This is a genomic window from Malonomonas rubra (assembly GCF_003247215.1).
Taxonomy (GTDB): domain Bacteria; phylum Desulfobacterota; class Desulfuromonadia; order Desulfuromonadales; family Geopsychrobacteraceae; genus Malonomonas; species Malonomonas rubra_A.
In genome coordinates, this window is record NZ_QKAP01000037.1 from 21,639 (window position 1) to 45,290 (window position 23,652).

A 23,652-nucleotide genomic window follows, 5' to 3' on the forward strand; every position below is an offset into this window, starting at 1 on the left:
TGCGGATATTAAACGTTCACATCAAACACAGGATGTCTCGCTAGAACATGAACCGCCGCATGCTGACATTCATCAGCAGCCCGATACCAACCATCGTCGTCACCATACTGGTACCACCGTAGGAGAAAAGCGGCAGCGGCACCCCGACCACCGGCAGCAGACCGTTGACCATGCCAAGGTTGACGACGATGTGCCAGAAAATCATCGCCGTAACGCCGATAGCGAGAAACATCCCGAAGCGATCGGCGGCGTGGCGGGCAATATAGATCCCCCAAACAACCAGAAACAGGTACCCGAGCAGCAACAGGCTGCAGCCGACAAACCCCCATTCTTCGGCGAACACCGAAAATGCGAAATCCGTATGTCGCTCCGGCAAAAAGGAAAGCTGCGATTGCGTTCCCTGTAAAAAACCTTTACCGAAAAAACCGCCACTGCCAACCGCAATTTTCGATTGAATGATATGGTAGCCACTGCCAAGCGGGTCGGCTTCCGGATTAAGAAAGGTCTGGATACGCTCCCGCTGGTAATCGTGCAGTCCGAACCAGCCGAGAACAACCGCCACTCCTCCAAGAATGAAGAGTCCTAGCAGAGTTTTATTCTGCACCCCGGCAAATAGCAACATCGACATGGAGATAAAAATCAGCATCAAAGCAGTGCCCAAATCAGGCTGTTTCAAGATCAACCCGACCGGCAAAAGCAGCAACAGGGCAGGCCTCCAGAGATCAGCCATACTATATCCTTCCGGCAGCGCGGTGCGGCCGAAAGTTCTTGCCAACAGTAGGATCATAACGATTTTTATCACTTCACTCGGCTGCAGGTTGAAAAAGCCGAGATTCAACCAACGGGTTGCCCCCATCGAGGTTTTGCCTAACAAAAGAACAGACGACAGCATGCCGATGGTGATGATATAGGCAAGGATGGAAAAATGCTCCAAATGACGGTAATCGAAGCAGCAGATCAAAAGCACCAGTGCCAGACCGCCTCCAAGCCAGATCAGCTGCTTCATATAAATGGGAGTGGAGGCAAACTGCCAGTTGGCAGTTGCACTGTACAGGTTGAGAATGCCGATACCGGCTAGTGAGCATACCGTCAACAACAGAATCCAGTCGAAATTAACCACCAATCTTCGGTCAAACATCAATTGTTCTCCACCCGCTGCTGTTGCAGCGAAAAATACTTTTCCAGAATACTTCTCGCCACTGGCCCGGCAGCGCTACCACCATGCTGGCCATGTTCAACAACAACGGCTACTGCCACTTTAGGGTCATCCGCCGGGGCAAAAGCAATAAACAGGGCATGCGGACGGAACCGATAAGGGCTATCTCCCCCTTCATCCGACTCTTCTTCTTCATCCGTCTTCCGCCGCACCACCTGCGAGGTTCCGGTTTTGCCGGCAACAACCACCTGATCAAGCTGGGCAACCCGCCCGGTGCCCCGGGGCTCGTTGACCACCGCCACCATGCCACCTTTTATCGCTTGCCAGGCGGCTGCCGAGTAATCGACCTGACGCACGACCTCGACTTCTGGCTGCAGAAGAATATTCCCCTGCCAATCCTCGATCCGCTCAATCAGTTGTGGTGTCAAAACCTTGCCGCCATTGGCCATGGCAGCGGTCATCACCGCCAGCTGAATCGGCGTCGCAAGTACAAACCCCTGCCCGATCGACGCATTGACCGTCTCCCCGGCATACCAGGGAAGATTAAAACGTGCCCGTTTCCACTCACGCGTTGGGATGACCCCTCTTTTTTCACCAGGCAGTGGATATCCCACCGGCTCGCCGAGGCCAAATTCTTTCGCCGCAGCTGACAACTTATCAATCCCCAACTCCAATCCGACCTGATAAAACCAGACATCACAGCTTTCTCGAAGTGCTTTTTTCAGATCGGTTTTGCCATGTCCGGCTTTTTTCCAACAACGAAACCGCATCCCACCTATGACGAAATCCCCTTTGCAGTCTATTTCACGGAATCGGCTGGCAACCCCCTCGCGCATGGCCGCTAAAGCGACTACCATTTTAAAGGTCGATCCGGGTGGATACTGGCCAGCGATCACCTTGTTCTGAAGCGGATGGCGGGAATCTTTGAGCAGCGAGGCCCATTCTTCACTGGCTATCCCGCGCGCGAAAAGGGCTGGATCGAAGGTCGGCCGACTGACCATCGCCAGAATGTCACCGGATTTTATATCCAAGGCGATAGCGGCACCCGACTGGTCGCCAAAAGCAACATCGGCAGCCCGCTGCAGTTCTCGATCCAAGGTCAGATACACTTTATTGCCCGGCCGGGCGGCTTCGGTCTGCAACTGCCTAAGCAGCTTCCCTTTGACATCAACCTCAACCAGTCGTCGCCCCTTTTCACCGTGCAAGTAGGCTTCAAAGGTTTTTTCCAACGCGATTTTGCCGACGAAATCCCCAGCCTGATAACCTTCGTACTTTTCATCGACCAGTTCGTTCTCGGTAATTTCCCCCAGATAGCCAACCAGATGGGCAGCGGAGCCTTTTTCCAGGTAATCGCGAACTGGGCGGACCTCTGTCAGGACTCCGGGAAGTTCAACACCATGCTCCTGTACCCGTTCCATCACGTCCCGAGGGACATCAGTCGCCAGCGGCACGGGGCGATAGATCGGAAACCGCCGCCCATCTTTCCAGCGTTCTTCAAGAACTGGCAGTTCTATTTTCAGCAGTTCCGAAAGGTGCTGCAACAGCAACTGCTGATCCTCAACATCCTGGCGCATCACCGAAATCTGGAATGAGGGGCGATTGTCAACCAGCAACTGCCCGTAGCGGTCGTAAATCGGACCACGTGGAGCATCAAGCGACAACACGCGGGTGCGATTGCGCACCGACCGCTCCTGATATTCTCCATAACTGATCACCTGAAGGTACCAGAGCCGTAAACCAAGCAACAAGAACACAATCGCTGCAGCAGCGGAAAAGAACAGGAAGCGACGTTGTACAGACGGCAGTTCCGTCCATTTGGCATCAAATCCCATGTCGTTTACTCTGATAACCCAATCTGGCCAGTCCGGCCCGATTGCCAAACAGGAACTGAATTTTCAAAACCAGAAACAACAACAGGCTGGCAGAGATCAGGTTCGCCAGCATCTGCTCAGCCAGCGACGGCAGCAGGATCTGCACCACCGGCCCGGCATCGGCAAAAATCGTCAGGCAGCAAACCAGCAGAAAATTTTGCACGAAGGTTCCGCCAATCATCAGCAAAACCAACAGCGGCGGGCTCTCAAGGTTCAGCTGCTCAGACAGCAAACGCACCAGCAGCAATATAGCCAGATAGACGAAGATATAGAGGCCGAGAGTGGTGCTGCTGAAACTGTCCTGCATCCCCCCAAGCAGTAAGGTCACCAGCACGGCACGAAGCATATTTTCGCTGAGTCCGAGGTAGATTACCAAAACCAGCAACAGATCAGGGCAAAAACCGGGGGGAAGAAAAAGCGGGAAGACGCTGGTGCGCAACAGAAGCGCTAACAGACCGAACAACAGGTATCCAACAAAACCTTTCACTGGTCCTCTCCAACAATGACAAGAACCTCTTCAAGATGGGAAAAGTCAACCGCCGGGGAGACCTCGACCCACTGAAACAGGCCATACTGATCCCGTTCAACCCCTGAGACTTTGCCAAGCGGCAGCCCTTTGGGGAAAACGCCTCCCATCCCGGAGGAGACCAGCAGGTCATCTCGCTCGATATCAGCGCCGCGCAATGCGTAATCGAGCGACATCTTTGCCCCGAGTCCACGCACAACCCCCCGGGTCCGGGTTCGTTGTACCATCGCGGCGATCGCCGACGAAGCATCGGTAACCAGCAGCACGCGCGAACTGTTCGGCGCCGCCTTGATAATCCGACCGACCACGCCCTCGGCGGCAACCACTGGCAGACCAGCCCTTAATCCGGCCCGCGAGCCCTTATCAATGGTTACCGTTCGCGCCCAGCTACTGACATCTTCACCGATAACCTGTGCCGGCAGGGCGGGCCGGTCAAGATCATCGACAAATGCCAGCAATTTCCGCAGGCGCTCGTTCTGCAGACGGAATTCTTCCACCTGCTGCAAAGCAGAGTGAAGCTGACTATTTTCCTGTTCCAGTTGGTCGTTACGCTTTTCCGTATCGACTAGCCACAGATAATGCTGCCACCCGTCGGAGATTCCATCGGTAATATTATCGATAACTGACTGGAAGGGAGACGCCAAGGTCAACACCGCTCGTTCGAAAAAGGTGGTGGCATCTTTTTGGCGTAGATTGTAGGAATAGAGCAATAGAGTGGCTATCAGCAGGGCAGCGGCCAGCAGAAGATTACGATAGCGTTTGATCAGATCACGCATGCCCTACCTCTGACGGTATCGCCGACACCGATACCTGATGATTTAACTTTACAATTAAATAGGGAGGATCGTTTTAAGACCCTCCCTATGGTAGCAAACATTTATCCGGAGCGTGCAGAAATCAAGAAGCAACAGCAACCTGTCGCAGCAGGTCGAGCTGATCGAGCACCGCACCGGAGCCCAAAACGACACAGGAAAGCGGATCTTCGGCTGCAACCACCGGTAGACCGGTTTCCTGCCGGAGTAGAATATCGAGATTTTTCAGATAAGCTCCACCACCGGCCAGAACAATTCCCTTGTCGACGATATCTGCGGCCAACTCAGGTGGAGTCCGCTCCAAGGCGATCCGCACTGCCTCGACGATGGTATTGACCGGCTCCGACATCGCCTCCCGGATCTCGTCCGAATTGATCTCCAGGGTTTTCGGAATCCCGCTGACCAGGTCGCGACCTTTTACTTCCATCTTTTTTTGTTCGTCGTTGACAACGAAAACATTGCCGATACCTATCTTGACCGCCTCCGCGGTCCGCTCGCCGATCAACAGGTTGTACTTTCGCTTCATGTACTGGACGATCGCCTCGTCCAACTTATCGCCACCGATCCGAACGCTCTGCGAATAGACGATTCCGGCCAAGGAAATCACCGCCACCTCGGTGGTGCCACCACCGATGTCGACGATCATATTGCCGGAAGCTTCGGTGATCGGTAGACCGGCACCGATAGCTGCCGCCATCGGTTCTTCGATCAGGTAAACCTCACGCGCGCCAGCCGACTCGGCCGATTCGCGCACCGCACGTTTTTCCACCTGGGTGATCCCGGACGGAACACAGATGACAATCCGGGGTCGTACCAGATTCTTGCGATTGTGTACCTTGCGGATGAAATAGCGCAACATCTCCTCAGTGTAGTCGAAATCTGCGATCACACCGTCTTTCATCGGGCGGATCGCCACAATGCTCCCCGGAGTCCGTCCGAGCATCTCCTTGGCGTCCTTACCGACCGCCAGCACTTTGCGCTGGCCAGCTGCGCCGGTTTTGACAGCGACCACCGAGGGTTCGCTGACGACAATACCTTTCCCCTTCATATAGACAAGGGTATTGGCCGTTCCCAAGTCGATCGCCAAATCGTTGGAAAACATGCCCCAGATCGCGTTAAAGATATTGACCATATTCTATCCTGTCAAAATGTCGCCAAACGGCTTAAACATGTGGTTTTAATAAGCATGAGAAAAACTTGCACACTCTAGCAAACCGACCATCATTAAGCAAGGGCTTATCAGGGAAAAAATGATTGCTTTTGAGCGGATTGCTGGTCTAACATGCGATGCTGTTTTAAACCATCCACATCAAGAAATTCAAGGAGTTCCCGGCAATGCTTGACTTTGTAAGAACCAAGCAAAAATCGATCCTGATCAAGGTCGCCTTTGGCTTGATTATCCTCAGTTTTATCATCGGCTACACCATGCTGACCGCGCCGACCGACAACAGCGGCGGCCAACCGAGCGATGTTGCGGCTTTAGTGAACGGCAATGAGATCAGTTATGCCGCTTTCCAAAACAGCTATAGTGGCTTATACAATTTGTACCAAAGCATCTATCAGGGGAATTTCGATGCTGAGACAGAAAAGCAGCTAAATCTACCGAAGCAGGCGATGACCCAGCTGATCAATGAGGTCTTGCTGGTTCAGGAAGCGGATCGACTGGGGGTTGAGATCAGCAAGGAAGAACTGGTCGCCGCTATCGCTCAATATGATGCATTCAAAGAAAACGGCGCTTTCAACCGCAACCGCTATCTCCAGGTGCTCAATTACCAGCGGATGACCCCAGAGCAATTCGAAGCCGCCCAGAGGCGCCAACTGCTGACCCAGAAGGTTCGTGAACGGCTCCAGCAAGGCGTTACAGTCAGCGAAGAAGAACTGGAAGACGCCTTTCATAAAGAGAACGACAAGGTTGATCTCAACTATTGTTGGTTGACCCCTTCGCTGGTCGAGACAAAGGTCAAGTTGACCGACGCAGGACTGGCTGAATTTTTTGAGCAAAATAAGGAAAATTTTCGCCTGCCGGAGAAGATCTCGCTACGCTACCTGCAATTCGATCCGGCCCGTTATGAACAGGAAGCGTCCAGCTACACCGACGAGGAGTTGGAGCGTTACTATCGTCGGCATCTCGACCTGTTTGAAACTCAGGAGCAGGTCAAGGCCTCGCACATCTTGCTGCGTGTCAGCAAAGATGCGGATGAAGAAACCCGCAACAAGCGCCACGAGTTGGCAGCTGAACTGCTAAAGCAGTTGAAAGAAGGGGCCGACTTTGCACAACTGGCTAAAACATACTCCGACGACAAGGGTAGCATTGAAGCAGGCGGTGACCTTGGCTACTTCGGTCGCGGAATCATGGTCCCGGAATTCGAAAACGCCGCTTTCAGCCTAAAGCCAGGGCAGCTGAGCGATATCATAGAAACCCCATTCGGTTACCACATCATCAAGGTAGAAGCAGTAGTCGAAGCAGGTGTCAAACCGCTGGTTGATGTTATCGATGAAGTCAAAGCCGGACTGATGGTGGAAAAATCCCGTCAACTAGCCTACGAGAAGGCGATGGACGCTTACAACATCAACCGCAAGAGCGGCGACCTGAACGCGGCGGCAAAAGCGAATGATCTGGGGGTAAAAGAAACCGGCTTATTCGACCGCAACGGTGCGATCGACGGTATCGGCAAAGACCCAACCATCCTCCAAACCGCCTTTACTTTGAAGGAAAATGAGCTGTCCCGGCCAGTGCAGACCACTCAGGGAATTTTCATCATCACCCTGAAAGAGCGCCAAGAAAGCCGCCTGCCAGAATTGGCAGAAGTTAAGGTCAAGGTCGAAAAAGCCTACCGCACCAACCAGGCACAACACTTTGCCAAAGAATTAGCCGACCAGCTGCTGAGCAAAGCACAAGAGCTGAAAAGCCTGCGCAAGGCCGCCACGGAGTTGAATGTAAACGTCGAGGAAACAGGCCAATTTCCAACTAGTTACGGAAGCTTCGTGCCGAAAGTAGGCCAAGCTGAAGAATTGGCGAAAGAAGCCTTTACCCTAAGTGAAGAAGCGCCGATCGCCTCCAAAGTCTTTACCGTCGACGGTAAATATCTGGTTGCCAGCCTCAAAGAGTTCAAACTGGCGGATTTCTCCACAATGGATGAAATTGCAAAATCCCAACTGCGGGAGCAGCTGCTGGCCGGCAAAAAAGAGGACGCGGTCAAAGAAAAGCTGAACGCTTTAATGGAACAGGCCAGGATTGAGGTGCTGGTTCCGGAACTCATCAACGCTTTTAACGGGAGCAAACAATAAAATGACACCGCTCATCACCCAGACCGATTGTCCTGAACTGAAGCTGGTTAACCGAGGCAAAGTTCGAGACATCTACGATCTTGGCGAACACCTGCTGATCGTTACCAGTGACCGTATTTCGGCCTTCGACGTCATTATGGATGAAGGGATTCCGCAGAAAGGTTACGTCCTGACCCAGATTTCCAAATTCTGGTTCGAGCAGATGAGCGACCTGATTCCGCATCATCTGATCGCCACCGAGGTTAATGACTTCCCGGCGATCTGTCACCAGTATCGCGACCAACTGGAAGGCCGCAGCATGCTAACCAAGAAAGCGAACCCACTGGCAATAGAGTGTATCGTCCGCGGCTACATTTCCGGCAGCGGCTGGAAGGAATACCAGCAAAAGGGCTCTGTCTGCGGTATTTCCTTGCCCGCAGGCCTCAAGCAAAGCGACAAGCTACCGCAAACCCTGTTCACGCCATCGACCAAAGCGGAACTTGGCGAACATGACGAAAACATCTCCTTCGAACAAGCGGCGGAAATCTGCGGCCTTGAACTGACTCAGCAGGTCAGCGACATCAGTATCGCCATTTACGAACGCGCGCACGAACTTGCCGATGCCAAGGGAATCATCATCGCCGACACCAAGTTCGAGTTCGGCACCATGGGCGATCAGCTGATCTGGATTGACGAAGCCCTGACGCCCGACTCATCCCGCTTCTGGCCGAAAGACCTGTACAGCCCGGGCAGCGCCCAGCCGAGCTTCGACAAGCAATTCTTGCGAGACTACTTGGAAACCCTAGACTGGAATAAGCAGGCACCGCCGCCGAAACTACCGGAAGAGATCGTTCGCAAAACCGGGGAGAAATATCTGGAGGCACTGCAACTCCTTACAGCGTAAACGAACTACCAAGGGCTGCCAACGACAAGTCGTGCAGCCCATTCTTTTTCTTCTTCCCTTTGCTTATGTCTCTCCTTATGGCAAGATATTAATATCCTATATTATATAATTATACTTTTGTACGCTGTTTCAGGGGTTTGACTTGCTCAGTTCATCCGCACCACAAAGGCTCTGCCAGTGTCATTTTTGTTTCGGCCTGCTGCAGGTGTCTGCCTGCACCCACAACGTCACCGGCCAACAGCAACAACAACAAGCAGATGAATATCGCCAGCAGAAATACCGCGCAGCCCTGAACAGATACCAAATAGGACTTAAACTGAATGTCGAGCAAGAAATCAACCAGACACTCAAATTCTATTGGTCTACACTCGAAGCGCTGGAGTTAGACAATCCAGCTAAACTGCAGGAGCTATCAAAACATTTGTTTGAAAACTCAGCCGCGGCACGCAACCTGAAATTCTTACAGGCAATCGCGAATCAGCATTTCGACAGTGCCCTCAGCTTGAGAGGGCGGGTCACCGCAGAACCAGCAGACCAGGAGATGAAGGGGTGGGTCTACTTTATCGCCGCCCGAGCATGGGACGCGGTGGGCAACTGGGACAAAGCGTTCGAAACCCTGTTTTTTGCTAACAACCACGCCCGGTGTCACGGGCTAGTAAGCCGCATCACGCGCTTTTGGGAGGATCTGAAGAGTTTCTCCCAGCCAGGATAAAAGGGACCTTCAACGGATGAGACCGAGCATTAAATACTGGATCTTCCTGAGTGCCATCATCTTTACAGTTTTCAGCATCATCTCGCTCTGCTTTGCAGGGGCATGGAACAGCCTGACACCGGAAGAGCAGGCTTACGTCGCTGCCATGTCGGATAAATTGCTCCCCTTCCCGTTTGTCGGTGCCCTGATTCTGTGCGGCATCCTCAGCCTGATGGTCAGCTTTCTGTTTCACAACTACGTCATCCCGATCCTCAAACTATCCGAAAGCACGCAGCTAATCTCAGCCGTCAACCCAGAACACCGAATTGAATTGAAACAAGCAGGAAAAGAAGTCCACCATCTGACCAACATCATCAACCAATCGGGTGAAGCCTTTGCCGAATTGCGCCGCGATGTCGGCGAACAGATCGCCGAAGCCAAAAGCCAACTCGACGAAGAGCGGACCCGCCTGGCAGCGCTGATGTCGGAACTGCCGCATGGTGTTGTCGTCTGCAACACGGATGGTCAGGTTCTGCTCTACAACCAGCAGGCACAGCGGATGTTCAAGGCGGATCAGAAGCAGGACAACGCGGCAGTACAGGGGATTCTCGGTCTAGGTCGGTCGATCTTCAGCATTCTCGATCGCGACCCGATCGTTCATGCCCTGGAAATGCTCTACCAGTCGCACCAGTCCGGACATAAGCAACTGGTCAACAACTTCATGATGACGCTTCATAATGGCCTCTGTCTGCGGGTCAACATGGCCCCCTTCTTTGCCCTGCAAGAGGGAAAGCAGACGATCTCCGGTTTCGTACTCACTCTGGAGGACATGACCAGCCAGATCGAATCCGACGCGCGCCGTGACATGCTGATCCAGGCCCTGACCGACGACCAGCAGAGCGCTTTGCAGGAAATCCGCTCCTCAATCACCATAATCCTCAATCAGCCGAATCTGGATGCAGAGCAGCTGAGCAGCTACCGCCAATCGATCGATAAAGCTTCCCATCGTTTGCTGGAGAACATCGATCGCGCGCGTACGAACTACGTCAGGCATCTGCACTCGTTACAGCGCACAGAAAATGTTCTCGGAAGCAACCTGCTCGACGTTATCAGCAAAAATATCTACGACCGCTTCTTCATCGGCGTCACTACGCAGGCCGAGGAGACGATCTGGTTGCAGCTCGACAGCTATTCGGTCGTCCAATCGATTTCGCAATTGGTAAGTATGTTGCTTTTGCGCTGCGAGGTTCAGGAGATGCTGTTGACCTTGACCCTCAACGAAAAGGGAAAAGTCGAACTGGCCATCGCATGGCCGGAAACATACGTTTCTCCACAGCTGCTGATCGAATGGAAACAAGTACCCTTTAGCAGCGATGCCAAGGGCAACCCATTGACCGTCAGCGACCTGATCAAGCAGATGGAGGGGAGCATCAGACCACTGGCTCATACCAGCGATGCCTGCAACGGTGTGCTGTTCGAATTCCCCCAATTCAAGGAGCAGCGCATTGCCATGCAGGTTGGGCTGGAACATCGTCCGGTCTCTTACGAATTCGACCTGTTCAAGCAGGAGGACTTGCAGGAGTTGGGCGATGTGCCTCTCGACAAGCTGACCTATGTTGTCTTCGATACGGAGACCACCGGACTCAATCCCTCCGAAGGAGATGAGATCATCCAGCTTGGGGCGATCCGCGTGGTTAACGGAAGAATGCTCTACCACGAGGCGATCGACCAATTAGTCGACCCATTAAGACCTGTGCCCCCGACATCAGTTGAGATTCATGGCATTCAGCCAGAACTACTGCCAGGACAGCCGACCATCGACAAGGTGCTGCCACACTTCCACAAGTTTGCAGAAAACTCGGTCCTGGTTGCCCACAACGCTGCTTTCGATATGCGTTTTTTGCAGTTGAAGGAGGAAAGCACCGGCATCAGGTTCGAAAACCCGGTACTCGATACACTGCTCCTCTCCTCGATCATTCACCCGAATCAGGACAGCCACTCTCTGGAAGGGCTAGCCGAACGACTCAATGTCACCATTGTCGGCCGGCATACAGCCCTCGGCGATGCTATCGTCACCGCCGAAGTGCTCTTGAAAATGCTGCCGCTGCTTAAAGCCAACGGCATCAATACCCTCGCAGAGGCCTTGGCTGCTTCGGCCAAATCACCCTTTGCTAAATACACCTATTGAGTAACACCCAGCAAAAAACCCCTAGGTTCAAAGAATCCAGAGACTTTTCAGCTACAGGTGGCTCTCACCTTCTAAGGCTAGTCAGCTCCATCAACCTTTATCGTATGGGCTGAGTGGCATGCGGCCGTGTTGGGCACAAAACAGGATCGCTTGCTGTACACCTGCTCTTTTTTGAACTGACGCAGGACCGGAAACGTCGCCCCGGTAGAAACGGTGATTTTATACGGTTCCGGCAGCGTATCGTAACCGATCAGACGACTTACCGCACTGCCATGGGGAATCGGAATGTGACATGCGACACAGGAAAAGCTGCTATCATAGGTCGTATAGGGCTCAGCACCATAATTGCTCGTATGCCCAGTTTTAAGGTGCGGATGCTCATCGGACATATCATTGAAGTTGAGGCTATGGCATTTAGCGCATAGCAGCCTGCTGTTCCAACTGTTGATGTTGCTCCGGACATCGTTCAAGGTCCACAGTTTGCCGTCAATCGGCCGGTACGGCCAGGTCCAAGAGCCCTGCAACAAAAACCGATTGGCCGAAGCATGCGGTCCCGCCACAGTAGAGCTGTCAGTGTCGTGACAATCGGAACAATACATGGTTTGTTCACCGATCGTAAGATTCCACGGCGCTTTCATTTTATCCCTGCTCAGGCTACGCGTGCCGTATGACCCAGTCTGGTAATTCATGCCAATTCTCACCGGATGTGCCGAACGGTTCGCCTTACTGAACTCCATCGCCTGATCGGTAATCAACACTCCGGAAGGGCCGGTAAAATTGGCGATACCATCGACTTCCCACAAGGCATAACCGGAATGGCATTTAAAACAGAGCTGATATTCCTTGGTAGCCGGTGACTCTTCTCTGAAACTCAACGCCGGCTGCCAACGCAGGTCGGAATTCGGTTCAACACCCCAGACACCGAGCAACATCCCGGAAACGTCATTACCCGGTGCAATATGAAGAGCCCCCTGGGCTGTATGCGGCTCATGGCAATCGGAACATTCGGCATGCCGGTTCAAGCCTCTAAAGGGAGCTCCGTTCTGGCCTTTTTCGTCAAGCGAGAGAGTGTGCCGATCGGCATAATCTGTGACCGGGTGGCGATACTGCTTGTTAAACTCACTGGCGATATTCTTACTGACCGGGCTGCCGTCGTGACAAATATTGCAGAGATGTTCTTCAGGAGCAAAACGTAACGCGGGATTGTGCGCCGACCCGACAGGAAGCGGCTCACTACCGCCTAGGCTGGAGTGCTGCTCGTGGCAATGGGAACAGTTCCCCTTGATAAATGTTGAATACCGTGCATCAATACTTGAGCGATCAACCCCGGTCGTTGTATTGCCATGGGCGGAATCGGTATAAGGACCGGCGGTTGCCAGACATGACAGCGCAAGCAGAAGCGTAACTACGAGTAACCAAACCCTTCTCCATGCCGGCATAATTGCCTCCCTAAACAAAACAGCACCAAACAAAATCATCAAACTACCCACAATTCCTACAACAAACTCTATTGGCTGTAAAATGCCGAACCGCTCTCTGCCGGCCTCTGTTTTTAGCCTAACGTTCGACAGGCTGTAAAATCAGCAGAGCAGTTGCAAACGACCTCGTTTTTCCCTAACAATTTCCCCAACGCGACAGACCTGAACATGTTCTTCTGTCAGGCGGGAAACCAGCAACTCGAGCTTCTCAGGAGCGACTGCCATCAGCAGGCCACCCGAAGTTTGCGGATCACTGAGCAAATCGAGAGAGAACTGGTCGCAGCCCTGCAGTCCATCGACCCGACCGAAATAAAAATCGCGGTTGCGGTAAGAACCTTCCGGCACCAAGCCGATCTCGGCCATCTCCGCAGCATGCGGATAGGCCGGCAGGTGCGACATAGCGATGCACACCCCCACCTCGCTTGCCTCAGCCAGTTCCAACGCATGGCCGACCAGACCGAATCCGGTGATATCGGTGCAGGCGCTGACCCCGACCTCCAGCATCACCTCTGCAGCTGTCCGGTTCAGCATGATCATCCCGTTGATGGCCACGCTCAGGGCAGACTCGTCAAGCAACTCCCCCTTGAGGGCGGTGGCAAGGATCCCGGTTCCAAGCCGCTTGGTCAGAACCAGCTGATCTCCGGGGCGGCAACCACAGGTCGAAAGCATCTTCTGCGGATCGACAATACCGGTAACGCTCAGCCCGTATTTAGGCTCGTCATCCTCAATTGAATGACCACCGACAATCAGTGCCCCAGCCGCCTGAACCCTTTCCGCCCCTCCCTGAAGAATCTGCACCAACACCTCTGGACCCAGTTGGCAGAGGGGGTAGCAGACAATGTTCATCGCGGTGAGCGGCTTGGCCCCAACGGCGAAAATATCGGAGAGCGAATTGGCCGCGGCAATCTGGCCGTACTTGTACGGGTCATCCACCACCGGAGTGAAGAAATCAACCGACTGTACCAGCGCTTGCTCGTCGCTCAAACGATAAACGGCCGCATCGGCAAACGGGATCTCCTGCGATAACAAATCGGGATGATCCACCTTGGGGAGCTGACCCAGCACCTGGGTCAGGGTCTCAGGACCGATCTTGGCCGCTCAACCGGAGCTGCGCGACAAGGCGGTCAGACGGAGACTCCTGTCCGACATTCCAAACCTCCTGATATGGGGAAATATGTGCCCTTAACCCGTTTCTGGTAAATTCCAGGCAACCCTTTCTTCACCGGTGCGCCGGGTATACTTGCAACTGTCAAAATATTCCAATAGTGCTTGAACCAACTTGCGATTGCTGTTGAGCCGGTCTCGAAACTGAGCCAGGGTAAAGGCTGGCTGCTGCTGGAGAATTTCCGTTAACGCTGTTAGCGCCTGCTTATAGCTATCGGCGTGCAAATAACTCTCCGGGCCCAGGCGTACCAAGCGCCCTTCCAACACTAGGTAAGAGAAATAGGGTTCGGTATCGCTTTCTGTCAAACCGAGTTGTGAAAGCACCTCATTCTGGTTTTTCACCTGGAAAGCCTGTTGCTTGAAATGCTGCTCGAGTCTGGCTAGGATCTGCTTCTCCTGTTCAGTCGGCTGCGGTTGCCAACCGGGAGAGAACACTAGCTCCTCGCGCACTTCCAGTTCCCCCTCCTCGACTGCTCTTTGCAGCAGAACTTCAAATCCCTTCGGCGTCAGTTTTTCAGCGATCTTCGCTTGCAAAGTCGCCCTGGGGACTCCATGACGCAAATGGTTCCGTTGCAGATAATCGATCACCAGCAGTGGCAATTGCTGCTTCCAGCTGCGGACCCGCTCGGTGGCAACCCATTGATCGGCCAACTCTTCTGTCTGACCCATCTCGGCTAGTTTTTCCAGCCCCTGGCGCAATTCTTCGCGCCCAGTACCGGTCAGCTTTTCCAGATCACGCAACCGGGCGACTTCCAGTTCATCCAGCTTCTGCAACCAGAAACCGAGGTTGCCGGCAGAAAGCTCACTCAACCGCTGAATCACCTCTGGACGGAAGCGCCGATGCTTGCGCGGTTCGACATCAATAACGATCCCTCCACCAATAGTCAGCATGGGCGAGTAGGAACGAACGATAAAACGATCACCGCGATGAGACAGCAGCGGTTTGTCGAAGGTCAGCTGGACGAAGGCTTCCTCGCCGGGAACCAGCTCATCACGATCAAGCAGAACCGCCTGAGCAACGGTCCGCGCCGTGCCAAGATGAAAATGCAGCGGGTCACGGAACTTAACCGGCCGCGGGGCTTCTTTGAGCAACTTTAGCTTGACATCTATCCGCTGACTGGCTCGGAACAATCCGGCAGTGCCGATCACCGATCCGTGCGGCACCTGCTCACGGGACACCCCGGAGAGATTCAGTGCCACCCGCTGTCCGGCCAACGCCTCCGGTGCCTGAACACCATGGACCTGAACTTCCCGGATGCGGGTCTGCACGCCGGCCGGCAACAGTTCCAAGTAGTCGCCCGGCATGATGCGGCCGCTGTTGAGTGTGCCGGTAATCACGGTGCCGAAACCGCTGATCGAGAAACAACGATCGATCGGCAAACGGACCGCCCCGGATGTTTCACGCGGCTGGACCCGGTTCAACTGCACGCGGATCGTTTCACGCAAATCATCGAGCCCCTCGCCTGTCAGCGCAGAAACCCGGCAACAGGGCGCGCCGGCGAGGAACGTTCCGGCGACCTGCTCGCGGATTTCTTCTTCAACAATATCGAGCCAGTCCGTTTCGACCAAATCACATTTGGAGAGCACCAGGATGCCGCGCCCCACCTGCAATAGTTCCATGATCTGCAGGTGCTCGCGAGTTTGCGGCATCACCCCTTCATTGGCGTCGACCACCAGCAGCACCAGATCGATCCCAGCAATGCCACTAAGCATCTGCGGGATGAATTTTTCGTGTCCTGGGACATCGACCACACCGGCAACCTGTCCGTTGCCCAGGTCAAGCTTGGCAAAGCCGAGCTCAATGGAGATGCCGCGTTTCTTTTCTTCGGCCAGCCGATCGGTTTCGATCCCTGTCAGAGCACCGATTAGCGCCGTTTTGCCATGATCAACATGTCCAGCGGTACCAACAATGAAATGTCCTTTTGCCACCACCTAACTATCCTTCTCCACCGATCGCGGTAATCAACAATTGCGCTAGTAAAATTTCTTCCTCTGGGGCAACCGCACGCAAATTAACAATCAGGGAGTCGTTCTGCACCCGTGGCACAACCGCAGGTATAAAACCGCGCAGACGTCGCGCCAAGGCATCGACCGACCCCTCCGGCAGCTTGATTTCCAACGCCCAACCGGGCAGCTGCACCTGCGGCATCGAACCGCCGCCGACTTGGGTAAAATCCTCGATCAGGGTCAGCTCGATCGGCAGACGTTCGACCTGCAACCGGGCCATCAGCTTTCCGCAGCGTAGCTTCTGCTGCTGCGGCTGGGCGCTGAACATTTGAAAAATCGGCAATCGCTCAATCAGCTGTTCCGGTTGCAGATAGATTTGCAAAGTGCTTTCCAGCGCCGCTAGTGTCAGTTTGTCGATGCGCAGCGCTCGCGCCAACGGATGCCTGCCGATCTTCTGAAGATATTGTTTTTTACCGACCACGATGCCTGCCTGCGGCCCACCAAGCAGTTTGTCCCCGCTGAAAGTGACCACATCGACCCCGGCCTTGACCGTCTCGGCGACGGTCGGCTCATAGGGTAAGCCGAAATGGGTCAGATCGATCAGCATGCCACTGCCCAGATCTTCCATCAAGATCAAGTTTTTCGCTACCGCCAGCGGCTTCAACTCGGCAGCGGACACATCACTGGTAAAACCGATGATCCGATAGTTGCTGGTATGCACCTTGAGCAGGATTTTGGTTTCATCGCTGATAGCATTTTCATAGTCACGCAGGTGGGTGCGGTTGGAAGCCCCTACTTCACGCAGCTTCACCCCCCCCGCCTCCATCACCTCCGGAATTCGGAAAGCACCACCGATCTCGACCAGCTCGCCGCGTGAAACGATCGCTTCAGAACCTTTACCGAGAGCGGTCAGCACCAGCAGAACCGCCCCAGCATTGTTGTTAACCACCAGCGCATCCTCGGCGCCGGTCAACTGGGTCAACCAACGGGTGACATGGCTGTAACGGTGACCACGCTGACCGCTCTTCATATCTATTTCTAGGGTCGAATAACCTTCCGCCACCGTCTGAATGCCCTGCAGTGCTTCTTTTGCCAGCGGTGCCCGCCCAAGATTGGTATGCAAAAGGGTTCCAGTCGCGTTGATCACTTTTCGCAATGATGGCTGCAGATACGGTTGACAATAATCGGCCGCGTCTGCCGCCACCTGGGCTGGATCCAACGCCTTTTCCGGCACACACTCCCCAGCCAGCAGCTTGCAACGCAGATCGGCTACAGCCTGCTGCACCGCCTCCGTCAGCATCTTTTGAGGTAAGCGGCCTGTAAGCTTTTGTAATGGCTCTTCACGCAAAACACGATCAACGGCAGGCAGTGATCGCAATAGTCCTTGTTGATCACTCATAAAAACCCTCTCCGTCAGCAATGACTAGCAAGTGTAAATTCAGCGCAGAAGTGTAACATGACCTTTTGGAAAAGACCATTTTTTGATACAGATGGCGGGACTACTTTTAACCTGGTTTGTCGGCCACGATCCTCACATCCACGATCCTCGGCTCTTCCAGTTTGTGCGACACAAAAGCCATTCCATACAACATGGCGGCCAGTAGTAAAATAACCGGGATGACATCAACCAACAGATGTTGCATCAGTGTACCCAGTGAAGAGTTGCAAGTCTGCTCTACCGACTTTCCGACCCAGATTGTGTCCATAGAGGCACTCCATCGAATTGGGGAAATAAGCATCTTATCGGCGCCCAAAGGTAAAATCATTAGTTTCAGCCGCACTACAAGAAACGGGGTACTTTTCCTGTTGACACCCGGAAGTCGAGTTTGTTATAAATCGCCCACCTGAACGGGGCTATAGCTCAGCTGGGAGAGCGCTTGAATGGCATTCAAGAGGTCAGGAGTTCGATCCTCCTTAGCTCCACCAAACAAATCAAGGGGTTAGCTGAATACAGCTGACCCCTTTTTGTTTCCCGGTAACAGCATCGATGAGAATAAACACCCTCAGTTTTACACTTTCGCAGTTTGACCCGCTGGCTCTCTACCTCTACTGTTCACCAGCAGGACCCGGCCTGCTGGAATCACTCAACCCGCTGTCAAAAACCGGGCGCTATTCGATTGTTCCTTTGCGCTGGCAAGAAAGATACTTCCTTAACAACGGAGCCCTCTACCTCGACCAGCAAGGGCAACAGACCATGCTCGACGGTGAACCGCTCGGTCAACTGGCAGAGATCCTCCAAAAGCGAAGCGTCCCCGTAAATGACGCCTCCCCTTTTCCCGGTGGCTATTTCGGTTATTTCGGCTACGATCTTGCGAGCCAGATTGAAGAACTGCCCAAATTAGCCAAACGCGACCTGCCGATTCCCGACCTTGATCTCTACTGGGTCGACCTGACGGCAAGCTACAATCATGCTAGTCGGCAACTGACCCTGGCCACTCTTGATCCACTGGTCAACCTGAAAACTCTGGCAGTGCAGGTGTGCGCCTCACAGCGGCAACTTCCCCCAAACCAGAAATTACAGCTCACCAACCTGCCACAGCCGGTTATCGAACGACAACAGTTTGAAACAATGGTCCAGCGTGGCAAAGAATACATCGCCGCTGGCGATATCTACCAGGTCAACCTCTCCTGCCGCTTTGACGGCACAATCGAAGGAGAATCGAGCGAACTCTACCGCAGGCTGCGAGAACTCAACCCCTCCCCCTTTGCCTGTCTATTGCACTTTCCCGGGCTGGACATCATCTCCAGTTCGCCGGAACGACTCGTCTCCCTCACCCAAGGACTAGCCGAAACCCGGCCCATCGCCGGAACCCGACCGCGCGGATACACCCTTCCGGAAGACCAACGACTCGGCGAAGAACTGCTCGGCCACCCCAAGGAGCGGGCCGAACATATCATGCTGCTGGACCTGGAACGCAATGACCTCGGCAAAGTCTGCCAAGCCGGCAGTGTCGAAGTAGACGAGCTGATGGTCCTAGAACGCTACTCTCACGTCACTCATATCGTATCCAACGTGCGCGGCGAACTGCGCCCCGAATGCGGTCCGATCGACCTACTGCGAGCGACCTTCCCCGGCGGAACCATCACAGGGGTACCGAAAAAACGCTGCATGGAAATCATCGACGAACTGGAACCGGTCGGCCGCTGCTGCTACACTGGCAGCGCCGGATACCTCAGCGCCTGCGGCACCATGGACCTGAATATCCTGATCCGCAGCTTCCAACGTATCGGTAACCATTTGAGCTATCAAACTGGCGCTGGAATTGTAGCCGATTCTATTCCTGAAGAGGAATGGATAGAATGTATGGCCAAAGGGGCAGCGCTGCGCAAAGTACTACAAGAGGCAATGAACTAAGATGCTGGTCTGTCTAAACGGAACTTTTATACCACACGAAGTTGCGCAACTGCCGATCACCGACGGCGGCTTTCTGTTCGGCGACACCCTGTTCGAAACCCTCAAGGCATTTGACCAGAAGATCCTGCTGGTCAAAGAGCATCTCGACCGCCTGCAGCTCTCCGCTGAACTGATCGATTTCCCCTGCGACCGCAAACGCATTGAAACATCACTGCATCAGATGGCCAACTCCTTGAGCGCTCCGGTCAGCCGCGTCCGCCTGACACTGACCCGCGGCACCTTCCAAGGACTAACCTTCCCCACACCGGAAACCGGCAGCTACCTACTGACTGCTATAAAGATGGAAGAAATCAGCGAACCAGAACGAGAAATCGGTGCCGCTTGCGTGACCGCTCCAAACCAACGGATCAACCCACTTAGCCACCTACCACAGATGAAACGTGGCAATTACAGCGACTGTCTTTACGCAGCCAACTACGCCCGAACGAAAGGTGCACACGAAGCGCTGTTCGTCGACCCGAACGGCAACCTGCTTGAGGGCAGCACCAGCAACCTGTTTGCCCTAATCGATGACAAACTGCTCACTCCTCCACTCGGTCAAACCGTACTGGCAGGGGTGATGAGGCGGCAGATCATCGATGCCGCAGCAGAACTTGGGATATTAGTGTGCGAAAAAGAGATCACCAAAAAAGAGTTACTTGAAGCCGAGGAAGCCTTTCTCTGCAACTCCTTGATCGACATCCTTCCACTCGCCTCGCTCGATGGAAAACCATTAAAAAGAGGCTGCACATGGAAAACGATCTTGAAAACTTTGAAGATGAGGATAGATACTTGACAAACGGTTGGAGATTACTATAATCGTCAAGCTCGTGCCGAAGTGGTGGAATTGGTAGACACGTCGGTCTCAAAAACCGATGCCCTCCGGGCGTGCCGGTTCGATTCCGGCCTTCGGTACCACAAAAGAGAAATAGCCTCCGATTCGTCGGGGGCTTTTTCTTTTTCCACCGCAATCCATCAACGTCCAAAACAATCAATTTTTTCTATTGTTTCGGCACCTTAGACATGCTCAGCGTTTTACAAAATACATATTTACGCTATATAAAATTGTCCAACGCTGCACAACATTGCCCAGTCCAACACATTGACATCCATCGTTTTTGACGGTATTTTTGAAGGTATCTAACAAATACCGCCAAACAGGATACCGTCAAAAACAAAGGGCCCGTCATGCCAAAACGCACACTACCTCTTTCGGATACCCAAGTTAAGAACTCGAAACCAAAAGAGAAAAACTACAAGCTTGCCGATGGCGGCGGCATGTATTTACTCGTAACGGCATCTGGGGGAAAATTATGGCGACTTGACTACCGCTTCAAAGACAAGCGCAAGACCCTGGCCATGGGATCATATCCGGAAATCACTCTTGGCGAAGCCCGCCAACGCAGGCACGAAGCCCGCCAGCTACTAGCGAACAACGTCGACCCTGGTGAACTCAAGAAGACCATCAAAGTCGAAGAGATGGATGAACGTAACAACACCTTCGAAAAGCTCGCTCGCGACTGGCTTGATCGACAAACAACTGAGCTGGCAGCAACAACTCAAAAAATGATCCGCAGTCGCCTAGATAAAGACATCTACCCGACTATTGGCGACACTCCACTCACAGAACTATCGGCACAACTTATCCTGGAGAAAGTATTGCGCCCCATCGAAGCACGGGGCGCTATTGAATCTGCTCATCGTGTACGGGGCACAATATCCCAGATACTACGATATGGCGTAGCCTGCGGAGTGTGCGACCGCGACCTTACAGCAGACATGCGCGGCGCCTTAAAGCCAATCCCCCGCAAACACCACGCAGCACTTGATTCTACTGGAGGAACGACAGACCCCCTAAAAGTGGGAGAACTTCTGCGTACCATAGACACATACGATGGCTCCCTTGTTGTTAAACACGCCCTCCAGCTCCATCCTTACATTGCAACCCGGCCAGGAGAATTACGACATGCCGAATGGGGCGAGATAGACTTCGATACGGCAACATGGTCTATCCCAGCAGGCCGAATGAAAATGAAAAATCCACATGTCGTCCCGCTGAGCCCACAAGCTGTAGACATTCTTCAAAGCCTTTTAAAGCTAACAGGAACTGGAAAATACCTTTTCCCATCAGTTCGTTCAGTAGCACGACCAATAAGTGACAACACAATGAATGCGGCTCTAAGACGGCTTGGATACAGCAAGGATGAAATTGTCAGCCATGGTTGGCGAGCAATCTTTCGAACACTTGCTGACGAGGTACTCCAGGAAAGAGTAGACATAATAGAGGCGCAGCTTGCCCACCAGGTAAACGATGTCCTTGGAAGAGCCTACAACAGAACCTCATTCCTTGCTGAACGTAGAGAACTGATGAACCGTTGGGGTAAATACCTCAATTGGCTGAAGGAGAAAAAAAAGAAACCCTCTGACACACACAGTATATTTTCCGAAATTCGGAGTCACCGGATCCAATAGTACACCCCCAATCTATCTCGATCCGATCATCCAATATCATGCGCTGGCGTTACGTGTCCGGGTTCAGCGTGCATAAGGGCGATCAACTGGCCCGTGACGACGGTGACGGCCAGGAAGCCTTGGCACAGTACATCATCCGCAATCCCTTCTCGGTCGAGAAGATTCACTATCAACAACAGAGCGGCCAGGTCATCTACAAATCGAAGATGACCCACGGCAAGAACAAGAAGAATTTTGAGGTCTTCAGCGCCGAGGAATTCATCGCTTCCATCACCCAGCATATTCCAGAGAAGAACTTTCAACTGGTGCGCTACTACGGATGGTATTCCAACCGTTCGCGGGGTGATCGGCAGAAGCGCGGCCAGCTAAACCTGCATGGCGATGCAGAGGAAATAGCCGAAACCATCGAAGTGCTGGATATATGCGAACAGCAGCCGAAGAAAATACCCTCCAGAACCTGGCGTGAGTGCATCAAGAAAGTCTGGGAAGTTGATCCCCTCGAATGCCCCAACTGTGTTACAGAGATGAAGATCGTCAGCTTCATCAAAGATACGCCGGTCATAGAAAAAATCCTCAAGCACCTGCAGCTCTGGCGGACCGAACACCCCGGCAAACCGCCACCGGATGAACTTTACGAAGAAATGATCGAGTACCAGCCGTTCGATGATGGCTGGAGCGATTATGAAGAGCCGAGCATTACGCTGAATTGATTATTCCCTCCGTCGGTTACAGGAAAGGTGCGCATTGAAACGGCAAAATGATCGGAATTTAAGAGGGTTTTGTCTTGTCAGCCGGAGTTTTTGATTGACAGCGGATTGCCGCATCCCTTACAACGAAAACAGGTCGGTTTTCGAACGAGAATCGGCGGGGGAGGGGCGGTTCACAGCGCCGCAGGCGCGATCCCCGAAAAAGCAATTTCCTATCAGCTTTCCTATCAGCTCAGCTCTCCTATCAGCTCAGCTCTCCTATCAGCTCAGCTCTCCTATCAGCCTATCAGGTAATATTTTGACAAGATCATTTATCTCTAAGATACTGATGAAATCCATTTTCTCGGAGAAAAAACATGCCCGATAAGATCATCATCTACCAATCTGCCGATGGCAAAGCTGCTCTTGAAGTACGACTGGAGCAGGAATCGCTATGGTTAACTCAGGCTCAACTTTCTGAGCTTTTCGATGTTAAGATCCCTGCAATTTCCAAACACGTTAGCAATATTCTCAACTCTGGTGAATTGGATGCTTCGGCAACTGTTTCCAAAATGGAAAAAGTTCAAATTGAGGGGGGGCGAAAAGTTAAACGGAAGAACGTTGCTTACAACCTCGACATGATTATTTCTGTCGGTTATCGGGTTAATTCCGCGAAAGCAACACGATTTAGAGTCTGGGCAACCCAGGTTTTACGCGACCACCTGGTGCAAGGTTATACCCTCAACCGGCAACGCCTTGAAGAGCAGACCCGCAATCTGACGGAGATGCGCCAGGCAATTGAGCTGCTTTCCCGAACCTTGGACCAGCAGCGGCTTGTCAACGACCTGGGCAAGGATGTATTACAGGTCATTACCGACTATGCTTATGCTTTGAATCTTCTTGATCGTTATGATCACGGAACCCTGAGTATTGAAAAAACCAGTGGTCAGAGCGACTTCATTCTCGACTACGACAAAGCCAGAAGTATTGTCGAATCGATGAAGGATGATTTTGACGGCCTGTTCGGTATCGAAAAAGATCAGGGCTTTAAGAGCGCCCTCGGCACTATTTATCAGACCTTTGACGGGAAGGAGTT

General features: G+C 53.1%; 19 protein-coding genes and 2 tRNA genes. 11 read left to right on the forward strand and 10 right to left on the reverse strand.

Annotated features, from left to right (window positions below):
• Positions 1-40 precede the first annotated feature (40 nt).
• The 5 genes from rodA to Q7J88_RS03765 form a co-directional block, all read right to left on the reverse strand.
• Positions 41-1,138, reverse strand: a complete 1,098-nt coding sequence (rodA, locus tag Q7J88_RS03745) for a rod shape-determining protein RodA (protein ID WP_303720817.1) — start codon at positions 1,136-1,138, stop codon at positions 41-43.
• Positions 1,138-2,988 (reverse strand): penicillin-binding protein 2, encoded by a 1,851-nt coding sequence (gene mrdA, locus Q7J88_RS03750; RefSeq protein WP_303720818.1) that lies wholly within the window; start codon positions 2,986-2,988, stop codon positions 1,138-1,140. The genes rodA and mrdA overlap by 1 nt, the downstream gene beginning before the upstream one ends.
• Positions 2,978-3,514 (reverse strand): rod shape-determining protein MreD, encoded by a 537-nt coding sequence (gene mreD / locus Q7J88_RS03755; protein ID WP_303720819.1) that lies wholly within the window; start codon positions 3,512-3,514, stop codon positions 2,978-2,980. Before mreD ends, mrdA begins: the two co-directional genes overlap by 11 nt.
• Positions 3,511-4,329, reverse strand: coding sequence for a rod shape-determining protein MreC (mreC, locus tag Q7J88_RS03760; protein ID WP_303720820.1), 819 nt, complete (start codon positions 4,327-4,329; stop codon positions 3,511-3,513). The genes mreD and mreC overlap by 4 nt, the downstream gene beginning before the upstream one ends.
• 121 nt (positions 4,330-4,450) lie before the next feature.
• On the reverse strand, positions 4,451-5,497 hold the full coding sequence (locus tag Q7J88_RS03765; RefSeq protein ID WP_369681962.1) for a rod shape-determining protein: 1,047 nt from the start codon (positions 5,495-5,497) through the stop codon (positions 4,451-4,453).
• 203 nt (positions 5,498-5,700) lie between these two features.
• Here Q7J88_RS03765 and Q7J88_RS15335 point away from each other — a divergent pair, with 203 nt between their 5' ends.
• The 4 genes from Q7J88_RS15335 (at position 5,701) to Q7J88_RS03795 (ending at position 11,415) form a co-directional block, all read left to right on the forward strand.
• Positions 5,701-7,653 carry a SurA N-terminal domain-containing protein gene (locus Q7J88_RS15335; protein WP_369681963.1) on the forward strand — a complete coding sequence of 651 codons (1,953 nt, stop codon included), beginning with the start codon at positions 5,701-5,703 and terminating at the stop codon, positions 7,651-7,653.
• Between the two features lies 1 nt (position 7,654).
• Positions 7,655-8,536 (forward strand): phosphoribosylaminoimidazolesuccinocarboxamide synthase, encoded by an 882-nt coding sequence (locus Q7J88_RS03785; protein WP_303720821.1) that lies wholly within the window; start codon positions 7,655-7,657, stop codon positions 8,534-8,536.
• 142 nt (positions 8,537-8,678) lie between these two features.
• Positions 8,679-9,248, forward strand: a complete 570-nt coding sequence (locus Q7J88_RS03790) for a hypothetical protein (protein WP_303720822.1) — start codon at positions 8,679-8,681, stop codon at positions 9,246-9,248.
• Positions 9,249-9,264: 16 nt separating this feature from the next.
• Positions 9,265-11,415 carry an exonuclease domain-containing protein gene (locus Q7J88_RS03795; protein ID WP_303720823.1) on the forward strand — a complete coding sequence of 717 codons (2,151 nt, stop codon included), beginning with the start codon at positions 9,265-9,267 and terminating at the stop codon, positions 11,413-11,415.
• Positions 11,416-11,492: 77 nt separating this feature from the next.
• Here the strand turns inward: Q7J88_RS03795 and Q7J88_RS03800 are convergent, their stop codons facing one another.
• From Q7J88_RS03800 to Q7J88_RS03820, 5 genes are all read right to left on the reverse strand, one after another.
• On the reverse strand, positions 11,493-12,854 hold the full coding sequence (locus tag Q7J88_RS03800; protein WP_303720824.1) for a hypothetical protein: 1,362 nt from the start codon (positions 12,852-12,854) through the stop codon (positions 11,493-11,495).
• Positions 12,855-12,995: 141 nt separating this feature from the next.
• Positions 12,996-13,982 (reverse strand): selenide, water dikinase SelD, encoded by a 987-nt coding sequence (gene selD, locus Q7J88_RS03805; RefSeq protein WP_303720835.1) that lies wholly within the window; start codon positions 13,980-13,982, stop codon positions 12,996-12,998.
• A gap of 93 nt (positions 13,983-14,075) precedes the next feature.
• Entirely contained in the window at positions 14,076-15,989 is a 1,914-nt protein-coding gene (selB, locus tag Q7J88_RS03810) for a selenocysteine-specific translation elongation factor (RefSeq protein WP_303720825.1), read from the reverse strand.
• A 4-nt stretch (positions 15,990-15,993) separates the two neighbouring features.
• The gene (selA, locus tag Q7J88_RS03815) at positions 15,994-17,403 is read right to left on the reverse strand and encodes an L-seryl-tRNA(Sec) selenium transferase (protein ID WP_303720826.1); all 1,410 of its coding nucleotides are present in this window, start codon (positions 17,401-17,403) and stop codon (positions 15,994-15,996) included.
• A gap of 106 nt (positions 17,404-17,509) precedes the next feature.
• Positions 17,510-17,710 carry a hypothetical protein gene (locus tag Q7J88_RS03820; protein WP_303720827.1) on the reverse strand — a complete coding sequence of 67 codons (201 nt, stop codon included), beginning with the start codon at positions 17,708-17,710 and terminating at the stop codon, positions 17,510-17,512.
• Between the two features lie 144 nt (positions 17,711-17,854).
• Between Q7J88_RS03820 and Q7J88_RS03825 the strand changes: the two genes are divergently transcribed.
• The 7 genes from Q7J88_RS03825 to Q7J88_RS03855 all read left to right on the forward strand — a co-directional run.
• Positions 17,855-17,930: transfer RNA gene (locus tag Q7J88_RS03825), tRNA-Ala, on the forward strand.
• 61 nt (positions 17,931-17,991) lie between these two features.
• The gene (locus Q7J88_RS03830; RefSeq protein ID WP_303720828.1) at positions 17,992-19,359 is read left to right on the forward strand and encodes an anthranilate synthase component I family protein; all 1,368 of its coding nucleotides are present in this window, start codon (positions 17,992-17,994) and stop codon (positions 19,357-19,359) included.
• A 1-nt stretch (position 19,360) separates the two neighbouring features.
• The gene (locus tag Q7J88_RS03835) at positions 19,361-20,194 is read left to right on the forward strand and encodes an aminotransferase class IV (protein WP_303720829.1); all 834 of its coding nucleotides are present in this window, start codon (positions 19,361-19,363) and stop codon (positions 20,192-20,194) included.
• A gap of 36 nt (positions 20,195-20,230) precedes the next feature.
• Positions 20,231-20,316 (forward strand) — tRNA-Leu (locus Q7J88_RS03840).
• Between the two features lie 270 nt (positions 20,317-20,586).
• Positions 20,587-21,870, forward strand: coding sequence for an integrase arm-type DNA-binding domain-containing protein (locus Q7J88_RS03845; RefSeq protein ID WP_303720830.1), 1,284 nt, complete (start codon positions 20,587-20,589; stop codon positions 21,868-21,870).
• Positions 21,871-21,908: 38 nt separating this feature from the next.
• Positions 21,909-22,580 (forward strand): transposase, encoded by a 672-nt coding sequence (locus tag Q7J88_RS03850; protein WP_303720831.1) that lies wholly within the window; start codon positions 21,909-21,911, stop codon positions 22,578-22,580.
• A gap of 353 nt (positions 22,581-22,933) precedes the next feature.
• Positions 22,934-23,652, forward strand: a 719-nt coding sequence (locus Q7J88_RS03855) for a virulence RhuM family protein (RefSeq protein ID WP_303720832.1), incomplete at its 3' end; no start/stop codon positions are given.

Bases quoted from the DNA above. Each gene is read 5' to 3' on its own strand.
- rodA (WP_303720817.1), bottom strand. From the start codon at position 1,138: ATGTTTGACCGAAGATTGGTGGTTAATTTCGACTGGATTCTGTTGTTG.
- mrdA (WP_303720818.1), bottom strand. From the start codon at position 2,988: ATGGGATTTGATGCCAAATGGACGGAACTGCCGTCTGTACAACGTCGC.
- mreC (WP_303720820.1), bottom strand. From the start codon at position 4,329: ATGCGTGATCTGATCAAACGCTATCGTAATCTTCTGCTGGCCGCTGCC.
- Q7J88_RS03765 (WP_369681962.1), bottom strand. From the start codon at position 5,497: ATGGTCAATATCTTTAACGCGATCTGGGGCATGTTTTCCAACGATTTG.
- Q7J88_RS15335 (WP_369681963.1), top strand. From the start codon at position 5,701: ATGCTTGACTTTGTAAGAACCAAGCAAAAATCGATCCTGATCAAGGTC.
- Q7J88_RS03785 (WP_303720821.1), top strand. From the start codon at position 7,655: ATGACACCGCTCATCACCCAGACCGATTGTCCTGAACTGAAGCTGGTT.
- Q7J88_RS03795 (WP_303720823.1), top strand. From the start codon at position 9,265: ATGAGACCGAGCATTAAATACTGGATCTTCCTGAGTGCCATCATCTTT.
- Q7J88_RS03800 (WP_303720824.1), bottom strand. From the start codon at position 12,854: ATGCCGGCATGGAGAAGGGTTTGGTTACTCGTAGTTACGCTTCTGCTT.
- selA (WP_303720826.1), bottom strand. From the start codon at position 17,403: ATGAGTGATCAACAAGGACTATTGCGATCACTGCCTGCCGTTGATCGT.
- Q7J88_RS03820 (WP_303720827.1), bottom strand. From the start codon at position 17,710: ATGGACACAATCTGGGTCGGAAAGTCGGTAGAGCAGACTTGCAACTCT.
- Q7J88_RS03830 (WP_303720828.1), top strand. From the start codon at position 17,992: ATGAGAATAAACACCCTCAGTTTTACACTTTCGCAGTTTGACCCGCTG.
- Q7J88_RS03835 (WP_303720829.1), top strand. From the start codon at position 19,361: ATGCTGGTCTGTCTAAACGGAACTTTTATACCACACGAAGTTGCGCAA.
- Q7J88_RS03845 (WP_303720830.1), top strand. From the start codon at position 20,587: ATGCCAAAACGCACACTACCTCTTTCGGATACCCAAGTTAAGAACTCG.
- Q7J88_RS03850 (WP_303720831.1), top strand. From the start codon at position 21,909: ATGCGCTGGCGTTACGTGTCCGGGTTCAGCGTGCATAAGGGCGATCAA.